Source organism: Streptomyces sp. 2A115 (assembly GCF_052245575.1).
In the GTDB taxonomy this organism is placed as follows: Bacteria; Actinomycetota; Actinomycetes; order Streptomycetales; family Streptomycetaceae; genus Streptomyces.
Genome location: NZ_JBQQCG010000020.1, coordinates 1 through 16,449 on the forward strand (window position 1 = coordinate 1; position 16,449 = coordinate 16,449).

Sequence of the window (16,449 nt, forward strand, 5' to 3'; positions counted from 1 at the left end):
GCGGAGCCCCAGAAGGATGGGATGGGACGGGTAGGGGCGGCGGGGGCGAGAAACGCCCCTACAGAAACGCCAGGTTCACGATCCAGAAGCTCGTCGCCGCGACAATCCCCGCCGCCGGCATCGTGATGAACCAGCCGAGGATGATGTTCTTGGCGACGCCCCAGCGCACGGCGTTCACACGCTTCGTGGCGCCGACGCCCATGATGGCGGAGGTGATGACGTGCGTGGTGGAGATCGGCGCGTGGAAGATGAACGCCGTGGTGAACATGATCGACGCACCGGTGGTCTCCGCGGCGAACCCCTGCGGCGGATCCAGCTCGATGATCTTCCGGCCGAGCGTACGCATGATGCGCCAGCCGCCCGCGTAGGTACCCAGGGACAGCATCACGGCACACGCGATCTTGACCCACACCGGAATCGGATCGCCGGCCTCCTCGACATCGGCGATGACCAGGGCCATGACCACGATGCCCATGGTCTTCTGCGCGTCCTGAAGGCCGTGGCCGAGCGCCATGCCGGCCGCGGACACGGTCTGCGCAATACGGAAACCCCGCTTCGCCTTGTGGGGGTTCGAGCGGCGGAACAGCCACATGATCCCGGTCATCACCAGGTAACCGGCGATTATGCCGACGACCGGAGAGATGAACATCGGGATGACGACCTTCTCCAGGACGCCGGACCAGATGACGCCGATGCCGCCCGCGAGCGCCGCGCCCACCATGCCGCCGAACAGCGCGTGCGAGGAGGACGAGGGCAGACCGAAGTACCAGGTGACGAGGTTCCACACGATCGCGCCCACCAGGGCGGCGAAGAGGATCCACATGCCCCGGTTGCCGTGCGGCGTCTCGATCAGCCCTTCACTGACGGTCTTGGCGACCCCGCTGCCCAGGAACGCGCCGGCGAGGTTCATCACCGCGGCCATCGCGAGCGCCGCACGCGGCGTGAGCGCGCGCGTGGACACGGAGGTGGCGATGGCGTTGGCCGAGTCGTGGAAGCCGTTGGTGTAGGTGAATCCGAGCGCGACGCCGATGGTCACGATCAAAGCAAAGGTGTCCATGAAGGGGTCAGGACTCCTTGACCGCGATGGTCTCCACCGTGTTGGCCACGTGCTCGAACGCGTCCGCCGCTTCCTCCAGCACATCCACGATCTGCTTGAGCTTGAGCACCTCTATCGCTTCGTACTTGCCGCTGAAGAGGTAGGCCAGCAGTTTGCGGTGGATCTGGTCGGCCTGGTTCTCGAGGCGGTTGACCTCGATCCAGTACTCGGTGAGGTTGTCCATGGTGCGGAGGTTCGGCATGGCCTCGGCGGTCAGGTCGGCCGCCCGGGCCAGTACCTCGATCTGCTGCTCGACGCCCTTGGGCAACTCCTCGACGTTATAGAGGACGACCAGGTCGACGGCTTCCTCCATGAAGTCCATGATGTCGTCGAGGGACGAGGCGAGGTTGTAGATGTCCTCGCGGTCGAACGGCGTGATGAACGAGGAGTTCAGCTGGTGGAAGATCGCGTGTGTGGCGTCGTCACCGGCGTGTTCAGCGGCCCGCATACGCTCGGCGATCTCGGCCCGGTCGGACGCGTCCGCCCCGAGCAGTTCCATCAGGAGCTTCGAGCCCGTGACGATGTTGTCCGCGGATGCGGCGAACATGTCGTAGAAGCTCGTCTCCCTGGGGGTCAGACGAAATCGCACGTGGGGTCCTCGGATTGCTTCGGTTTCGGTCAGGCTGATGCTAGGTGCATCATCCGGCCACGGCTAACCGGCCGTCCCCCAGTGTCACCCATCGGGCAAAGTGATCAACACGGGGTCCTTCGAGGGCCTTGGCCAAGGGCCTAATACCCAGCAAAGTTCGTTACCATATACCCCACAGGGGTACCAGTCAGCAGGAGGACGCGATGACGACCACCGAGGCCGGCGCGACGGCGCCCTCCGGTGCGGTCCCGGAGGCCGAAGCCCAGGAGATCGTGACCGACCACGACCGTGGGATCCACGGCTACCACAAGCAGAAGGACGAGCACCTCAAGCGGCTGCGGCGGATCGAGGGCCAGATCCGGGGCCTGCAGCGGATGGTCGACGAGGACGTCTACTGCATCGACATACTCACCCAGGTCTCCGCCTCCACGAAGGCCCTCCAGTCCTTCGCCCTCCAGCTCCTCGAGGAGCACCTCCGCCACTGCGTCGCGGACGCGGCCGTCAAGGGCGGCGAGGAGGTCGACGCGAAGGTGGAGGAGGCGACGAAGGCGATCGGGCGGCTGTTGCGTACGTGACCCTGGGGGTGGAGCAGTAAAGGCAGGCCCGTGTGTTGGCTGCGGGTTGTGGGGGCTGGGCGCGCAGTTCCCCGCGCCCCTTAAAGGGGCGCGGGGCCCCTACCCGTCGGCGTCCTCGCCGTTTTCTCCGTGCTTTTCGAGGAAGCGCTCTTCGGCCACCCTCAGTACCTCGTCGATGCGGTCGGGGCTGAGCCGGTCCTCGCGTGCGGCCGAGGCCGCGATGATCAGGTCGCCGCACAGCTCGATCTCGGCGAGGGCCACGTGGTCCTGAACTGCCGTACCGCGCGCCGGAGCCACGTGCATCACCTCTTCCTGCCGTCACCGACTTCCTAGAGTAGGGAGCGGCCTACGGACAGCGCATGGCACCAACGGACCATTTCCGGCCCTCCACATTCCGGCCTCACTGCTCGGCGATCCGCCCGGCGAAGATGTCCGTCGCGTCCGGCAGCCGTACGTCGACGGGGGTCCCGAAGTCGTAGAGCAGCGTCGTCGAGGCGACCGCGACGGTGCCCTTCTGCTGCCCGTTCGCGAAACTGAACCGGTGGCGGACCTTGCGGATGCGTCCCTGGTCGTCGAGGTAGGCGTCGAAGGGGACCATGGCCGTGGCGAAGCCTTTCGCCGCCGCCCGCAGTGCCGCCCGGCTGCCGGCCGAGGCACCCCGCGCGGCCGCGGCGAGGTCGGTGGTGCCGCGGTAGTGCCGTACCGGAGTGCCGGCGAACGACGTCCTCCCCACGAACGTCGCCTCGCGCGTGCCCCGCAGCAGCTCGGCGGCGGCGAACGGGTCGGTCGCGCCGCCCGTGACCAGGTTCCCGTCGGAGAGCGAGGCCGTCTCCACGCGGACCCACTTGTCGGCCGGGACCCCGGCGCCGCGGTTCTTCATGTAGAGCGCGCCCGGCGAGAGGAGTTCGGTGATCGAGCGGTGTTCTTCGGCGCCCGCGGGGTCCTCGGGAAGGAGTACCTCGAGCCGGCCCACCTGGTCCTCGTAGTTGTAGGCGCCCTTGCCGCGGATGGTCACGCGGGTGCCGCCGGTGGCCATCTCCATCGACGTACGCGCCTTGGAACTGCCGGCCCGGACCAGTTTCCCGGGGGCCTTGTGGAGCACCTCGACCGGGTCCGCCGCGGCGCGCGCGTCCTCGGCGGCGACCCCACTGCCCGAGCATCCGGTGACGCAGACCATCAGTCCCGCCGCCGCGGCGGCGGCCAGGGCGACCGCCCCGTCCCTACGCCTGCGCTGCCGCTCCACCATCGCCTGCCTACCCCCAGCCGGGCCGTCCGTACGCGGGCCTCCTGTCGTCCGCTTAACGACGGGTGGGGGGCGTTGTCACGCCATGCGGAAGCGTTTACTCGGGGTGGGTAACGTTGTCGCCGTGGCGCAGCAGGACGACAGCACCCCCCGGAACCACCGAACGACGACCATAGAGCAGGGCCGTTTCTGCCTGGCCCGCTGCACCTGCGGCTGGAAAGGCCCGGCCCGCAGAGCGCGAAGTCTGGCCCGCGCGGATGCGGAGGGGCATTTATCGGCTGCGGCGTGAGGGGGCGCCTCGTTAGGCTGCGCGCCCCGTCAGGGGCGCGGGGCTGTGACATTGTGCGGCTCCGCCGCGTGGGCGCGACCAGCCCCCACCGGCCCGCACAATACGAACCGGCCCCACCGCCCCGGACAATACGAACCGGCCCCACCGCCCCGGACAATACGAACCGGCCCCGCGCGAAGCGCTACGCGTGCCGCAGCACAGCCAGCAGTTCGTCCACCAGCTCCTGATCACGAGGCTGAGTGAGCCGTTCCCGGGCGGCAGCCCCCGGCAGCCACCGGATCCGATCGACCTCATGGTTGGGCACGAAGTGCCCGTCCGCCCCCTGAGCCGCCCAGTAACTCACCTGCTTGGGACGCCCGTTGGCCATGTAGTGAAGTGTGGCCAGCCGGGGACCGGGCACGCAGCGGTAGCCGGTCTCCTCCTCGACCTCGCGGACCGCGCCGGCGAGCGGATCCTCGCCACGCTTCAACTTGCCCTTCGGATGCGACCAGTCGTCGTACTTCGGCCGGTGGACCAGGCAGACCTCCAGTTCACCGTCGAAGGGCGAGCGGCGCCACAGTACGCAGCCCGCCGCGAGTACGGGATCACCGTTCATCGCGTGCACAGGGCCTCCCATCGCGTGTACGGGGTTGCCTTACGTCCTCAAGTCGGTCACGGAGTGCCGACCGTCTCTCTCAACCAGGCCCGCTGGAAGGCGAACCTGGCCGCTTCCACCTCGTGTCGCTGGTCCGCGTGGAGCACCCCGAGCGCGTACGCCGTCGCAGGGGCGATCCGCGGGGTGCGGGCCGCGGACGCCGCCGCCGCGGCCGCCTCGGCCGCGTCGCGGTGCCGGTTCAGGGCCTGGCCCGCGCTCAACAGGCGTACGTCCACAGGGGTTTCGTCGCCGTACAGGACCTCCCGCGCGTACCGGTGCAGGCGCAGCAGGAGGCGGACCTGGTGCCAGGGGGCGTCCTGGGGCTGCGGGGCCGTGTCGGCGGAGAGGCCGTGGACGAGGGCCTCCGCGTTGTAGGGGTGGCCCGCGGTGATCAGGGGCAGTCCGGTGACGGCGTCGCCGAGGCGTTCCTCCGCGGCGGCGGCCAGGGGTTCGAGACCGGCGGTGGTCGCGGCCGGGGTGAGGGGGACCTCGCTGGCGAGGACGGCGACGTTGTCGGCGACGGCGTGGAAGCGGGAGGAGCCCAGGGCCTGCAGCGCGGCCGAGTGGGCGCGCGTCCGGGCGAGGGTCAGCTGGCGCTCCAGGAGGGCGCCTGCCTTGGCCGCGCCGACTGTCAGGTTGCCCTTTTCCTGGGCGAGTTGGGGGTGGCGCGGGCCGACGGAGGGGTCAGGGTCCGAGGCCTGGGACGGGAACGCCGACGAACCCGACAGCCGGTGCAGCGCCGCCAACAGCCGCTCCAGACGGGCCCCGTACGCGTGCTCGCGCGCCAACGTCCCCGACAGCCAGGCCAGTTCGGGGCGCATGCCCTCGGACCAGCCCTCGTCGAGCAGGGGGCGGAACGTGTGCAGCGTGCCGCTGATGCGGCGGGCCGAGCGGCGCAGGGCGCGCGCCGCGTCCACGGCCTCCTCCGTGCCGTTTTCCCCCACGCTCGAATACGCTCGCGCGGGGGTACCCCCACCCATACCGCCGGTCTCGCGGTGCTGGCGCAGCGCGCGTAGGAACTCCGTGGCCTGGGCCTGGAGGTAGGCCGCCAGGGTGTCCCCGGCCACGGGTCCGGCCGTGGGGTCAAGGTGTCGCTGTGCCACGCCGGCGCCTCCGGGCGTCTATGAGCATCTCCTGGACATTGCGCAGCGGCTGGCCGTCGGCGTCGGACGCGTGCCGGGTCCATTCGCCGTCGGGGCCGAGGTGCCAGGAGGAGGTGTTGTCGGACATACCGGTCTCGAACAGCCGGCTGAGGGCCGACCGGTGGGCCGGATCGGTGATCCGGACCAGGGCTTCGATCCGGCGGTCGAGGTTGCGGTGCATCATGTCGGCGCTGCCGATCCACACCTCGGGTTCGCCGCCGTTGCCGAAGCCGAAGACCCGGGAGTGCTCGAGGAAGCGGCCGAGGACGGAGCGTACGCGGATGTTCTCGGACAGGCCCGGAACCCCCGGTCGTACGGCGCAGATTCCGCGCACCCACACGTCAACCGGCACGCCGGCCTGGGAGGCGCGGTAGAGGGCGTCGATGAGCGCCTCGTCCACCATCGAGTTGACCTTGATGCGGATGTACGCGGGGCGTCCGGCACGGTGGTGCTGGGCCTCCTTGTTGATCCGGGCGATCAGGCCGTCGCGCAGGGACTTGGGCGCGACGAGGAGGCGGCGGTACGTCTCGCGGCGGGAGTAGCCGGAGAGCCGGTTGAAGAGGTCGGAGAGGTCCGCGCCGACCTGCGGGTCGGCGGTGAGGAGCCCCAGGTCCTCGTAGAGGCGGGCGGTCTTCGGGTGGTAGTTGCCCGTGCCCACATGGGAGTAGCGGCGCAGGACGTCGCCCTCCTGGCGGACCACCAGCGACAGCTTGCAGTGCGTCTTCAGCCCGACGAGGCCGTAGACGACGTGGCAGCCGGCCTCTTCGAGTTTCTTGGCCCACTTGATGTTGGCCTGCTCGTCGAAGCGCGCCTTGATCTCGACCAGGACGAGGACCTGCTTGCCGGACTCGGCGGCGTCTATCAGCGCGTCGACGATCGGCGAGTCGCCCGAAGTCCGGTACAGGGTCTGCTTGATGGCCAGCACGTCCGGGTCGTCCGCCGCCTGCTCCAGGAAGGCCTGGACGGAGGTGGAGAAGGAGTCGTACGGGTGGTGGAGCAGGACGTCGCGCTCGTTGAGTGCCGCGAAGATGTCGGGCGCGGACGCCGACTCGACCTCCGCGAGGTCGCGGTGGGTGCCCGCGATGAAGCGCGGGTACTTCAGCTCGGGCCGGTCCAGGGCGCCGATGCCGAAGAGGCCCGTGAGGTCCAGGGGACCCGGCAGCGGGTATACCTCCGCCTCGCTGATCTTCAACTCCCGTATCAGCAGGTCGAGTACGTACCGGTCGATGGACTCCTCGACCTCCAGGCGCACCGGCGGTCCGAAGCGGCGCCGCATGAGCTCCTTCTCCAGGGCCTGGAGCAGGTTCTCGGCGTCGTCCTCCTCGACCTCCAGGTCCTCGTTCCGGGTGAGGCGGAACGTGTGGTGCTGCAACACCTCCATGCCCGGGAAGAGCTCCTCCAGGTGGGCCGCGATGACGTCCTCTATGGGGACGAAGCGGTCCGGGGAGGCCTCCAGGAAGCGGGAGAGGAGCGGCGGGACCTTCACGCGCGCGAAGTGGCGGTGGCCGGACACCGGGTTCCGTACGACCACGGCCAGGTTCAGGGACAGGCCGGAGATGTACGGGAAGGGGTGCGCCGGGTCGACGGCCAGCGGGGTGAGGACCGGGAAGATCTGGTGGCGGAAGAGCGTGAAGAGGCGGGCCTGCTCCTTCTCGGTCAGCTCGCTCCAGCGGACCAGGTGGATGCCCTCCTCCCCGAGCTGGGGGGCCACGTCCTCCTGGTAGCAGGCGGCGTGCCGGGCCATGAGTTCGCGGGAGCGGGCCCAGATCATCTCCAGTACCTCGCGGGGCTGGAGGCCCGAGGCCGAGCGGGTCGCGACGCCGGTCGCGATGCGGCGCTTCAGGCCGGCCACGCGGACCATGAAGAACTCGTCCAGGTTGCTGGCGAAGATCGCCAGGAACTTCGCCCGTTCGAGGAGGGGCGTGCTCGGGTCCTCGGCGAGTTCCAGGACCCGCTCGTTGAACGCGAGCCAGCTGCGCTCCCGGTCGAGGAAACGGCCCTGCGGGAGCTGGACACCGTCCTGCACCGAGTCCTCGTAAGCGTCGAGGTCGGCGTCGAGGTCGGGCTCGAGGTCGGAGACGTTCGCCGCCACTGTGTGCGGGCGGTGCGCGGCTATGGAACCGACGGACGGCTGCGCGTGCTGTACCTGCGTCTGGGCATGGGGCTGGCTCATGAACCCATTCTTCCGCGCCGGAACGAATACAGGCGCGTCGGAAGGAGCGGGCGGGAGCGCGGCGGGGACGCCCGGGCTCCCGTTCTCCCTCACGGGTGAGGGCTCGGGCTCCGGCGGAGGCAAGGGCTCGGGCACGACTGGGTTCATTCACTGAGCCTCGCAAGCCCGTCTGAATCGATGGTTACGAGGACATGACGTGCGGGATAGCGGAGAGCGGCCCCCGGACGTCTGCACGTCCGGGGGCCGGGTACGCCCTACCCCCGTAAGGGGCGTACGGGTCAGGAGTGGCGGGTGGGATCAGGGGGTTCGGCGGCGGAGGATCCAGAAGGCGGCGGCGGTGGCCAGGGCGGCGACGGCGAGCGCGATGCCGGCGTCGACGAGCTGGAGCGGCCAGAAGTGGGACTTGGGGTGGTAGGTGGAGTAGTACCCGGCGAAGTCGGGGTTCGGAACGCAGTCGGAGCCGGACGACATCGCCTCGCCGCAGGGCTGGCTGTCGGTCCGCCCGCCGGAGGTGAGCAGTGCCCCGTCCTCCACCTGGAAGGCGGAGCGCGGCAGCTCGTAGGGTTTGCCCGATCTGGTCACGGTGGGCCACAGGCCTTCGCGGTAGCGCTCCAGGACGTTGTAGAGGACGAGCGTGGCGGCGAAACCGAGGCCGGCGGCGGGCAGGGCCCTCCGGGTGACCAGCCCGGCGAGCGCGCCGAGAGCCAGGCCCGCGAGGACGTAAGTGACGGCTGTCGGGCCGGTGGAGACGAAGACGTCCGGGTAGTACCAGTCGCCGACCAGGTTGGGATTGTCGTCCTGCCGGGCCCAGACGTTCAGGAGCACCGCCGCCGTGGTGCCGGCGGTCAGCAGCAGCGCCGGTACGGCGAGCTTGGCGGCGAGCCAGCGCACGGGCGTGACGGACTGCGTCCAGGCCAGGCGCGCGGTGCCGTTCTCCAGCTCTCGGCCGATCAGCGCGCCGCCCGCCCAGGCGGCGACCGGGAACATCAGGTACGACAGGGTGGTGCTGACGAGGCCGAGGACATCGCGGTAGGTCTCGTTGGCGGTCTGCGCGTGCACCTCCTCGCAGGACGGCAGCGCCGCTGTCGGCGGTATTGAGCAGCCGCCCGCACCGAAGCGGGCGTCGTCCCCGATGGCGTACATCCACACCAGGGCCGCCGTGGCGGCGAGCAGCCCGGTGCCCCAGGTGATCAGCGCCGTCCGGTGCAGGCGCAGCACCGTCCACGGGAGGCCCTTGACGGTGCCTTTGACGGTCAGGGCTGTGAGGGTGCTCATGCGGCCGCCTCCTGACGGTCGGCGCCCGCGGCGGTGGCGGCCGGGGTCAGCAGCGCCGGTGCCTCGGGGCTGCGCAGGTGGGCGAGGATCAGTTCCTCCAGGGTGGGCTGTTCGCGCTGCCAGGCCGGATCGGTCGAGCCCTCGGGGCGTACCAGCGCGGTGTGGCCGCGTCCGGTGGCGCGTCGTTCGATCACGGTGTGCGGGGCGAAGTCGGCGGCCGTGCCCGTGAGCAGGGCGTGCGCGGCGAGCAGGTCCTCGCTCTCGCCGCCGAGGCGTACCCGGCCGTCCTGGAGCAGCAGCAGGTAGTCGCAGGAGCCCTCCAGCTCGGCGACCACGTGGGACGACATCACGATGGTGGTGCCGTTCTGCAGCGCCTCCGCCATCAGGGCGCCGGTCAGCTGGTGCCGGGCGAGCGGGTCGAGGTCGGCCATCGGTTCGTCGAGGAGCAGCAGTTCGGGCCGCTTGCCGAAGGCGAGGGCGAGGGCGACGCGGGTGCGCTGGCCGCCGGAGAGCGAGCGGACGCCGGCTTTCGGCTCCAGGCCGCCGCTGCCGTACGCGATCCGCTCGGCGGCCTCCTGGTCCCAGCGTCCGCCGCGGTTGAGCTCGGCGCCGAGCCGGAGTGTGGCGGCGATGGTGAGGTGCGGGTGCAGGGGCTTGTTCTGGGCGACGTAGGCGACCCGGGAGCGGGCGGCGGCGGGCGTGCCGCCCAGGACCGTGACCGTGCCCGCGGTGGGCCGGAGCAGTCCCGTGGCGATGTCGAGCAGCGTGGACTTGCCGGCTCCGTTCGGGCCGACGAGTGCGCAGATCCGGCCCTGCGGGAGCCGGAAGGAGCAGTCCCTGAGGACGTTCCCCTTTCTGCGCCCGTACCGCATGCCGAGCCCGGCCGCCTCGATGGCGGTGTCGGTCATTCCTGGTCCCCCTTGAAGTGTTCGTCGAGCCCGAACCGGTCGTCGAGCACGGAGGTGAAGAGAGCGGCCACGTCCTCCCGGCCGAGGCCCGCCGCGTGGGCGCGGGACGCCCACTCGGCCAGCTCGGCGCGGAGGGGGGAGTCGGCCGGAGTGGTGCTCAGCGAGCGCTGCACGAAGGTGCCGAGGCCGCGTCTGGCCTCGACCAGGCCCTCCCGCTCCAGCTCGCGGTAGGCCTTCAGGACGGTGTTCGGATTGATCGCGGTGGCCTCCACGACCTCGCGGGCCGTGGGGAGTTTGTCGCCCGGCTCGAGCAGGCCCAGACGCAGGGCCTGCTTGGTCTGCTGGACGATCTGGACGTACGTAGCGACACCGCTGCGCCGGTCGATGCGGTACTCGACCACTCGACAACCACCCTTTCACTAATTGAGTAGTGAAAGGGTGGTGCAAGGTGCGGGTTCATGTCAAGCGAAAAGGTGGGCCGGGGCGGGTGCCAAAGTTTCCCGGAATGCCGTGAACCGATCGGCGGGGCTCGTCCGATGAAGGGGCGTGAGGGAAACGAGAAGCGACGGGGAGCTGCTGCGGGCCATCGCGGCGGACGGGGACCGGCGCGCCTTCGAAGAGCTGTACCGGCGGTACGCGCCGTGGCTCGTCGCGCGGCTGCGCGGCCGGTGTTCGGACGCCGGGATCGTCGACGACGTCGTACAGGAGACCTTTCTCGCCGTGTGGCGGGGCAACGCCCGGTACCGCGAGGAAGGCGACGTGGCCGGCTGGCTGTGGCGGATCGGGTCGCGGCGTCTCATCGACGCCCTGCGGGGCGACGGCGCACGGGGGCGGCTGCGGCAGACGCTCGCACGGCTGCGGCACCGGGACGAGGTGTCCGCGGAGGAGCGCGTGCTCGCAGGGGTGGAGCACGGGGACCTCGCGGGCGCCCTCGTCCGGCTGTCGCCGGAACTGAGGGCGGTCCTCCAGGCCACCGTCATCGACGGACTGACCACCCGGGAGGCGGCCGTCCTGCTCGGCATTCCGCCGGGGACGGTCAAGACACGGGCCCTGCGGGCCCGGAAGCAGCTGCGGGAGGCGTTGGCATGAGCGACACGATCGGCCCGAGCGGCCTGACCTGGCATGTGGCGGAGGACGATCTCCGGGCGTATGTACGGGGAGAGCTGGCGCCGCCGATGCTCTGGTCCGCGGACACGCACCTCATCGCCTGCGAGCGGTGCCGGGCGGTGCTCGCCGAGGTGAGCGACCCGGTGTCCCTGGACGAGGGATGGGAGCGGCTCGACGCCGAACTGGACGCGCCGCGACCGGGCTTCCTGGAGTCGCTGCTCGTCCGGGTCGGGGTGGCCGACCACACGGCCCGGCTGCTCGCCGCCACACCCGTACTGCGGCTGTCCTGGCTGGGCGCGGTCGCCGCCGTGCTGGTCATGACGGTGGTGGCCGCCAACTCCGTACAGGCGTCGGAGACACCGAGCCTCTTCCTCGCCCTCGCCCCGCTGCTGCCCCTCGCCGGGGTCGCGTTGTCGTACGGGCCCGCGCTGGACCCGACGTACGAGATGACCGTGGTCGCGCCGCTGCACGGCTTCCGGCTGCTGCTGATCCGTACGGTCGCCGTGCTGGCCGTAGGGCTCGGCCTCAACGGTCTTGCGACGCTCGCGCTCCCCTCGTACGGACTGCGGGCCCTGGCCTGGCTGCTGCCCGCGCTCGCCCTCACCGCGACCGGGCTCGCTCTGACCCCCCGGCTGGGGCCGGTCCTCGCTCCTGGGCTGGTCGCCGGGGTGTGGGTCGCGGTGCTGGTGATCGCGGAGGCGCGGACCGAGGGGACCCTCGCGCCGTACACGGTGGCCGGGCAGGGGGTGGCGGCTGTGGTCGCCGCGTTCGCCGTCGGGCTCCTCTGCCTCAGCCGCGACCGTTTCGACTCGACTTCCGCGCACACACCGTTCGCGGGCTTTCAGGATGGAGGTGCGGCGTGATGTCCGACGTCACCCGCAGGAGGCTCAAGCTGCTCAAGGCCGCCGCACTGATGGTCGCCTCCGGCGTCCTGCGACTGCTGCACGTCGTCGCCGTCGTTCTCTTGCACACATCCGGCCGCCAGGGATCCTCCTCGTCCTCCTCCGACAGCGGAGGCGACGGATGAGGGCCGCCACTGCCGCCCTCCGGCGCCGCGTGCCGGCCGCCGCCGTCCCCACGCTTCCGCTCTCTTCCACAGGAGTCCACGCATGACCGACCTGCCCACGCCGCCCACGGTGTCCGCCGCCGGGCTGACCCTCCACTACGGCAGCACGGCCGCCCTCGACGACGTGTCGCTGCGGCTCGGCACGGGCGTCACCGGGCTCCTCGGACCCAACGGAGCGGGGAAGACCACCCTGCTGCGGGTGCTGGCCACCGCCGTGCCCGCCGACCGGGGTGCCTTCACGGTGCTCGGGCACGACCCGAGCACCACGGCCGGGCGGCAGAACGTGCGGCGCGCGCTGGGCTATCTCCCGCAGACGCCCGGCTTCCACCCGGACTTCACGGCCTTCGCGTTCGTCGACTACGTCGCGATCCTGAAGGAGATGACCGACCGGGCGGCCCGGCACCGCGAGGTGCGGCGCGTACTCGACGAGGTCGACCTCGGAGACGTACGCGGCAAGCGCATCCGCAGGCTCTCGGGCGGAATGCGGCAGCGGGTCGCCCTGGCGGCCGCGCTCGTCGGAGACCCCGGCTTCCTCGTCCTGGACGAGCCGACGGTCGGGCTCGACCCCGAACAGCGCATGCGTTTCCGGGAGTTGATCGCGTCGGCGGGCGAGGGGCGGACGGTCCTGCTCTCCACGCACCAGACCGAGGACGTGGCCATGCTCTGCCACCGGGTGATCGTCATGGCCGGCGGCCGCGTCCGCTTCGAGGGGACACCGGCCGAGCTGACCGCGCGGGCGGACGGACGGGTGTGGAGCAGTGCGGAACGGGACCCGGGCGCGAGAGCCGGCTGGCGTACGGGCACGGGGTCCTTCCGCAACCTCGGGCATCCGCCGGAGGGCGCCACCCTCGTCGAACCCACACTGGAGGACGGCTACTTGCTCACTCTCGACACCTCTGACGCCGCCTCGGGCTCGGGGGTGACCGCGTGAGCACGCTGACCGAAGCCCGACCCACGCCCGTCGTCTCTCCGACCGAACCCCGGCGCTGGGCCGCCGTGTTCGCCCTCGCCCGCTTCGAGGCGCGCGAACTGCTGCTGCAGATCCCGGTGTTGTTCTTCTCCCTCCTGTACGTCGGCTACCTGGCCTGGCAGGCGTGGACGTCCGACCGCGAGGGCATGAACGACTTCCCCGTGCTCCAGGAGGCCGACCGCGCCACCCAGATGCCCCCGATGCTCATCGCGGTCGCCCTGCTCATCAGCGCCAACCGGGCCGTGCTGCGCTCCCGCCGGCGCGGCACCGACCGGCACTTCGACGTACTGGTCATGGAGCCGTGGCGGCGCACGGTGGCGCACGCCCTGTCGGTCGTGCCGTTCTCCTTCGCCGTCGCGCTGGCCGTGACCGGACAGTTCACCTGGCAGGCCCTGAAGCCGGGCGCGATCGGGCACGGCTCGTACGCCGAACTGGCCGTGGCCCCGCTGGCGGTGCTGCTCCTCGGCGTCCTCGGTGTCCTGCTCGCCCGGCTGATCCCGTCTTCCTTCGCCGTGCCGCTCCTGGCGCTCGGCGGCTTCGTCGGCACCACGCTGCTGACCGCGGGCCTGGGCAACCCGCGCTGGATGCGCTGGATATGGCCGGTCGCCGCCGAGAACGAGTCCGATCCGGTGCCCTCCGACCTGATCGGCCGCCCCGCCACCTGGCACGTGCTGTATCTGGTGGGGCTGACCGTGCTGCTGCTCTGCCTCGCCGTCCTGATCAGCGGGGGCAGGGCGCGGCTGGTCAAGGCGGTCGCCGTCGGCTCGGCGGCGCTGACCCTGACGGGTGCGGTGGCCCAGTCCGCCGGTGACCCGCCCGCGCTGACCGCGGCCCGGGTGCGGGCCTCGGTGACCCCCGAGAAGGACCAGACGTGCGTACGGCACGACCGGTCGACGTACTGCGCGTTCCCCGAGTGGACCGGGCGCACCGAGGACTGGGCCGGCACCGTCCGGCGCGTGCAGTCCCTCGCGGGCGGGGCCGCCGGGGGGACCCGGCTCACGGTCCGCCAGCGCATCGACGTCCGCTACGGCCTCGACCAGGTCTCGACGCTCGAACCCTCCCGGACGCCGGGGCACGTCAGCGTCGGCACACGCTGGGGCGGCAACCGGATCCCCGAGTTCGCCGTCGGTGTCGCCTCCGTGCTGGTCGCGGGCAACGAGGAGTCGGGAGTGGAGGTGTGCGACGCCCGGACCGTCGTGGTGATGTGGCTGGCCCTCGGTACCGAGCCCGACCCGATGACGTCGTTGCGGAACGTCCGCCTGGACGACAGCGTCTCCGGTTCCGCGGTCGTCCTCGCTCCGACGAATCCGTTCTCCATGTCCGCCCAACAGACCGATGTCGTACGGGAGATGCTCGAGCGCCCGCGCTACAGCATCACGGCAAAGGTGAAGGCCCACTGGACGGAGCTGACGTCACCGAAGACGTCCACGGCCCGGGCGGCGCAACTGCTGGACGTGCCGGTGCCGCAGGACAAGGAGCAGGACAGGGACTACGGATGCGGGACGTGACGGCGGACGACGCGCCTGTGACCCGGCCGGCGTCGGGTCCAGCGCCCCACCCCCGGCCCACCCCCTCCACCACCGGTATCACCCGCGCCCTGGTCCTGCCCACGGCCCGCACTCTCCCCTGGCTGCCGCTCGCCGCGGGCGGCACCGTCGGGCTGCTGCTCGTCGGCGTGCCGCGCCTGGTGTCGGGGGAGACCGCGGAGGGGATCGCCCTCCTGCTGCTGCGGGGCGCCGCCCTAGCCTTCGGGCTCGGGCTTGCTTTCCTGATGGACGACCCGGCGCGGCACACCACGGCGGGGGTGCCGGTCCGGCGGGCGGTGCGGGCGGGGCTGCGCGTGGCCCTCGTCGCCCCGGTCGCCGTCGCCTGGTGGACGGCCGCGCTGCTCCTCGTACCGCAGGAGGTGCGGCCGCCCGTGGGGGACATGACCCTGGAGGCCGCCGCCACCGCCGTGCTCGCGCTCGTCACGGGTGCCGCGGCGGTACGGCTGTGGGACGAGCCCGAGCCGGGTCAGGGCGCGGCGGCCGCGCTCCTGCTGACGGGGCTGGCCGCACACCTGATGCCCGACCGCTGGACGCTCTTCGTCCAGCCGCACACCGACCGCTGGGACGAGGCCCACCGGTCGTGGGCGTGGCTCCTGGTCGGCGCCGCGCTCATCTGGGCCGCCTGCCTGCTGGAACCCGTACGCCGACGCCGGGTCCGGGCGGCCTTCACGGCCCGTTCCTGACGCTCGGTTCCATAAGGACTCCGTTGGAGTCGGAGTCCTGAAGGGCCGCGCTCAGGACTCCGTGCGGTACATCAGGTCCGTCTCGTGGGTGACGAACCCGAGCCGCTCGTAGACGGACACGGCCGCATGGTTGTCGGCGTCCACGTACAGCATCGCCGTCGGCAGGGCCTGACCCGCAAGATGCCGGAGGCCGATCGTGGTGAGGGCCTTGCCCAGGCCGCCGCCCTGGGCGCCGGGGCGCACCCCGACGACGTACACCTCGCCGAGCCCCTCCGCCGCGTGCACCTTCGTCCAGTGGAAGCCGACCAGCTCGTCGCCGCGGAAGGCGAGGAAGAAGCCGGCCGGGTCGAACCACGGCTCGGCCTTGCGGTCGTCGAGGTCGCGCTGGGTGAGGGAGCCCTGCTCGGGGTGGTGGGCGAAGGCGGCGGCGTTCGTGGCGAGCCAGGCCGCGTCGTCCTGGCCGGGGACGAAGGTGCGTACGGTGACGCCTGCGGGGAGCTTCGGCCTGGGCAGGTCGAGGCCGGTCAGCGGACGCCGCATCTGGCGCAGTTCGCGGAAGAGCGTGAGGCCGAGGACCTGGGCCAGATGCCGGGCCGCCGAGTGGCCGCCGTGCGCCCAGACCCGCAGGCGCTTGCCGGATTCCGCGAGCAGCGCGCTGCCGAGGGCCCGACCGTGCCCGTGCCCGCGGTGCGCCGGATGGACGACCAGCTCGGCGGCCGGTGCCTCGACGGGGTCGGTGTCCTCCAGCTGCGCGTATCCGACGAGCTGGTCCCGGACCGTCAGCAGCAGATGCCGGACTCCCGGCCGTGCGCCCCCGCGCAGTTGCAGCCGCCCCTGCTCGGACACCGCCTGCTGTCCGTCGGCGCGGGCCGACTCCGCGAGGAGCGAGAGCACGGCCTCGGTCTGCTCGGGATACAGCGCGGCGAGGATGTCGATCGAGCGGGAGGCGGGCGCACCTCCCTGGTCGAGCGGAGTCGAGACCCTGGGGGCGGCCGGTGCGGTGTCGTCGCTGGTCATGATTACGAGAGTACGGCGTGTCCGGTTCATGGCGAAGTGGCCCGACGGGTGAGTGCTCGGCGGGGCGCGTTGGTGTCCGGTTCGCGCCAAAGTGCCTTGGGCGGCAACCAGTCCGTAACCCTGAAACCCCTGTCG

General features: G+C 71.4%; 19 protein-coding genes. 8 read left to right on the forward strand and 11 right to left on the reverse strand.

The window, feature by feature from the left end; translation table 11 throughout:
• Positions 1-58 precede the first annotated feature (58 nt).
• Together ACTWQR_RS19040 and ACTWQR_RS19045 are read right to left on the reverse strand one after the other, a co-directional pair.
• The gene (locus ACTWQR_RS19040; protein ID WP_443228290.1) at positions 59-1,057 is read right to left on the reverse strand and encodes an inorganic phosphate transporter; all 999 of its coding nucleotides are present in this window, start codon (positions 1,055-1,057) and stop codon (positions 59-61) included.
• A 7-nt stretch (positions 1,058-1,064) separates the two neighbouring features.
• Positions 1,065-1,685 (reverse strand): DUF47 domain-containing protein, encoded by a 621-nt coding sequence (locus ACTWQR_RS19045; protein ID WP_443228291.1) that lies wholly within the window; start codon positions 1,683-1,685, stop codon positions 1,065-1,067.
• A gap of 203 nt (positions 1,686-1,888) precedes the next feature.
• Here ACTWQR_RS19045 and ACTWQR_RS19050 point away from each other — a divergent pair, with 203 nt between their 5' ends.
• A complete protein-coding gene (locus ACTWQR_RS19050) occupies positions 1,889-2,260 on the forward strand; it encodes a metal-sensitive transcriptional regulator (protein ID WP_443228292.1) in 372 nt (123 codons plus the stop codon).
• 99 nt (positions 2,261-2,359) lie between these two features.
• On the opposite strand, the gene ACTWQR_RS19055 is transcribed toward ACTWQR_RS19050, so the two are convergent.
• Together ACTWQR_RS19055 and ACTWQR_RS19060 are read right to left on the reverse strand one after the other, a co-directional pair.
• Positions 2,360-2,563 carry a hypothetical protein gene (locus ACTWQR_RS19055; RefSeq protein ID WP_443228293.1) on the reverse strand — a complete coding sequence of 68 codons (204 nt, stop codon included), beginning with the start codon at positions 2,561-2,563 and terminating at the stop codon, positions 2,360-2,362.
• A gap of 97 nt (positions 2,564-2,660) precedes the next feature.
• Positions 2,661-3,506 carry a hypothetical protein gene (locus ACTWQR_RS19060; protein WP_443228294.1) on the reverse strand — a complete coding sequence of 282 codons (846 nt, stop codon included), beginning with the start codon at positions 3,504-3,506 and terminating at the stop codon, positions 2,661-2,663.
• Between the two features lie 82 nt (positions 3,507-3,588).
• On the opposite strand from ACTWQR_RS19060, the gene ACTWQR_RS19065 reads away from it, so the two are divergent.
• Entirely contained in the window at positions 3,589-3,792 is a 204-nt protein-coding gene (locus ACTWQR_RS19065) for a hypothetical protein (RefSeq protein ID WP_443228295.1), read from the forward strand.
• A 181-nt stretch (positions 3,793-3,973) separates the two neighbouring features.
• Here ACTWQR_RS19065 and ACTWQR_RS19070 read toward each other — a convergent pair whose 3' ends face one another.
• The 6 genes from ACTWQR_RS19070 to ACTWQR_RS19095 all read right to left on the reverse strand — a co-directional run bounded on the left by ACTWQR_RS19070 (position 3,974) and on the right by ACTWQR_RS19095 (position 10,325).
• The gene (locus ACTWQR_RS19070; RefSeq protein ID WP_443228425.1) at positions 3,974-4,387 is read right to left on the reverse strand and encodes an NUDIX hydrolase; all 414 of its coding nucleotides are present in this window, start codon (positions 4,385-4,387) and stop codon (positions 3,974-3,976) included.
• 56 nt (positions 4,388-4,443) lie between these two features.
• Complete coding sequence (locus ACTWQR_RS19075) at positions 4,444-5,529, reverse strand: CHAD domain-containing protein (RefSeq protein WP_443228296.1); 1,086 nt, start codon at positions 5,527-5,529, stop codon at positions 4,444-4,446.
• A complete protein-coding gene (locus ACTWQR_RS19080; RefSeq protein ID WP_443228297.1) occupies positions 5,510-7,741 on the reverse strand; it encodes an RNA degradosome polyphosphate kinase in 2,232 nt (743 codons plus the stop codon). The genes ACTWQR_RS19075 and ACTWQR_RS19080 overlap by 20 nt, the downstream gene beginning before the upstream one ends.
• A gap of 297 nt (positions 7,742-8,038) precedes the next feature.
• Positions 8,039-9,016, reverse strand: coding sequence for a hypothetical protein (locus ACTWQR_RS19085; RefSeq protein WP_443228298.1), 978 nt, complete (start codon positions 9,014-9,016; stop codon positions 8,039-8,041).
• Positions 9,013-9,924 (reverse strand): ABC transporter ATP-binding protein, encoded by a 912-nt coding sequence (locus tag ACTWQR_RS19090; protein ID WP_443228299.1) that lies wholly within the window; start codon positions 9,922-9,924, stop codon positions 9,013-9,015. Before ACTWQR_RS19090 ends, ACTWQR_RS19085 begins: the two co-directional genes overlap by 4 nt.
• Complete coding sequence (locus ACTWQR_RS19095) at positions 9,921-10,325, reverse strand: GntR family transcriptional regulator (RefSeq protein ID WP_443228300.1); 405 nt, start codon at positions 10,323-10,325, stop codon at positions 9,921-9,923. Before ACTWQR_RS19095 ends, ACTWQR_RS19090 begins: the two co-directional genes overlap by 4 nt.
• A gap of 145 nt (positions 10,326-10,470) precedes the next feature.
• Between ACTWQR_RS19095 and ACTWQR_RS19100 the strand changes: the two genes are divergently transcribed.
• The 6 genes from ACTWQR_RS19100 to ACTWQR_RS19125 all read left to right on the forward strand — a co-directional run bounded on the left by ACTWQR_RS19100 (position 10,471) and on the right by ACTWQR_RS19125 (position 15,297).
• A complete protein-coding gene (locus ACTWQR_RS19100; RefSeq protein ID WP_443228301.1) occupies positions 10,471-11,013 on the forward strand; it encodes an RNA polymerase sigma factor in 543 nt (180 codons plus the stop codon).
• Positions 11,010-11,894, forward strand: coding sequence for a zf-HC2 domain-containing protein (locus ACTWQR_RS19105; RefSeq protein ID WP_443228302.1), 885 nt, complete (start codon positions 11,010-11,012; stop codon positions 11,892-11,894). The genes ACTWQR_RS19100 and ACTWQR_RS19105 overlap by 4 nt, the downstream gene beginning before the upstream one ends.
• Positions 11,894-12,058: a hypothetical protein gene (locus tag ACTWQR_RS19110; RefSeq protein WP_443228303.1), complete on the forward strand. Its 165-nt coding sequence runs from the start codon at positions 11,894-11,896 to the stop codon at positions 12,056-12,058. Before ACTWQR_RS19105 ends, ACTWQR_RS19110 begins: the two co-directional genes overlap by 1 nt.
• 82 nt (positions 12,059-12,140) lie before the next feature.
• Positions 12,141-13,028, forward strand: a complete 888-nt coding sequence (locus ACTWQR_RS19115; protein ID WP_443228304.1) for an ABC transporter ATP-binding protein — start codon at positions 12,141-12,143, stop codon at positions 13,026-13,028.
• Entirely contained in the window at positions 13,025-14,575 is a 1,551-nt protein-coding gene (locus ACTWQR_RS19120; protein ID WP_443228305.1) for an ABC transporter permease, read from the forward strand. The genes ACTWQR_RS19115 and ACTWQR_RS19120 overlap by 4 nt, the downstream gene beginning before the upstream one ends.
• Positions 14,563-15,297, forward strand: a complete 735-nt coding sequence (locus ACTWQR_RS19125) for an ABC transporter (RefSeq protein ID WP_443228306.1) — start codon at positions 14,563-14,565, stop codon at positions 15,295-15,297. The genes ACTWQR_RS19120 and ACTWQR_RS19125 overlap by 13 nt, the downstream gene beginning before the upstream one ends.
• A 51-nt stretch (positions 15,298-15,348) precedes the next feature.
• Here the strand turns inward: ACTWQR_RS19125 and mshD are convergent, their stop codons facing one another.
• The gene (mshD, locus tag ACTWQR_RS19130) at positions 15,349-16,314 is read right to left on the reverse strand and encodes a mycothiol synthase (RefSeq protein WP_443228307.1); all 966 of its coding nucleotides are present in this window, start codon (positions 16,312-16,314) and stop codon (positions 15,349-15,351) included.
• Between the last annotated feature and the right edge of the window lie 135 nt (positions 16,315-16,449).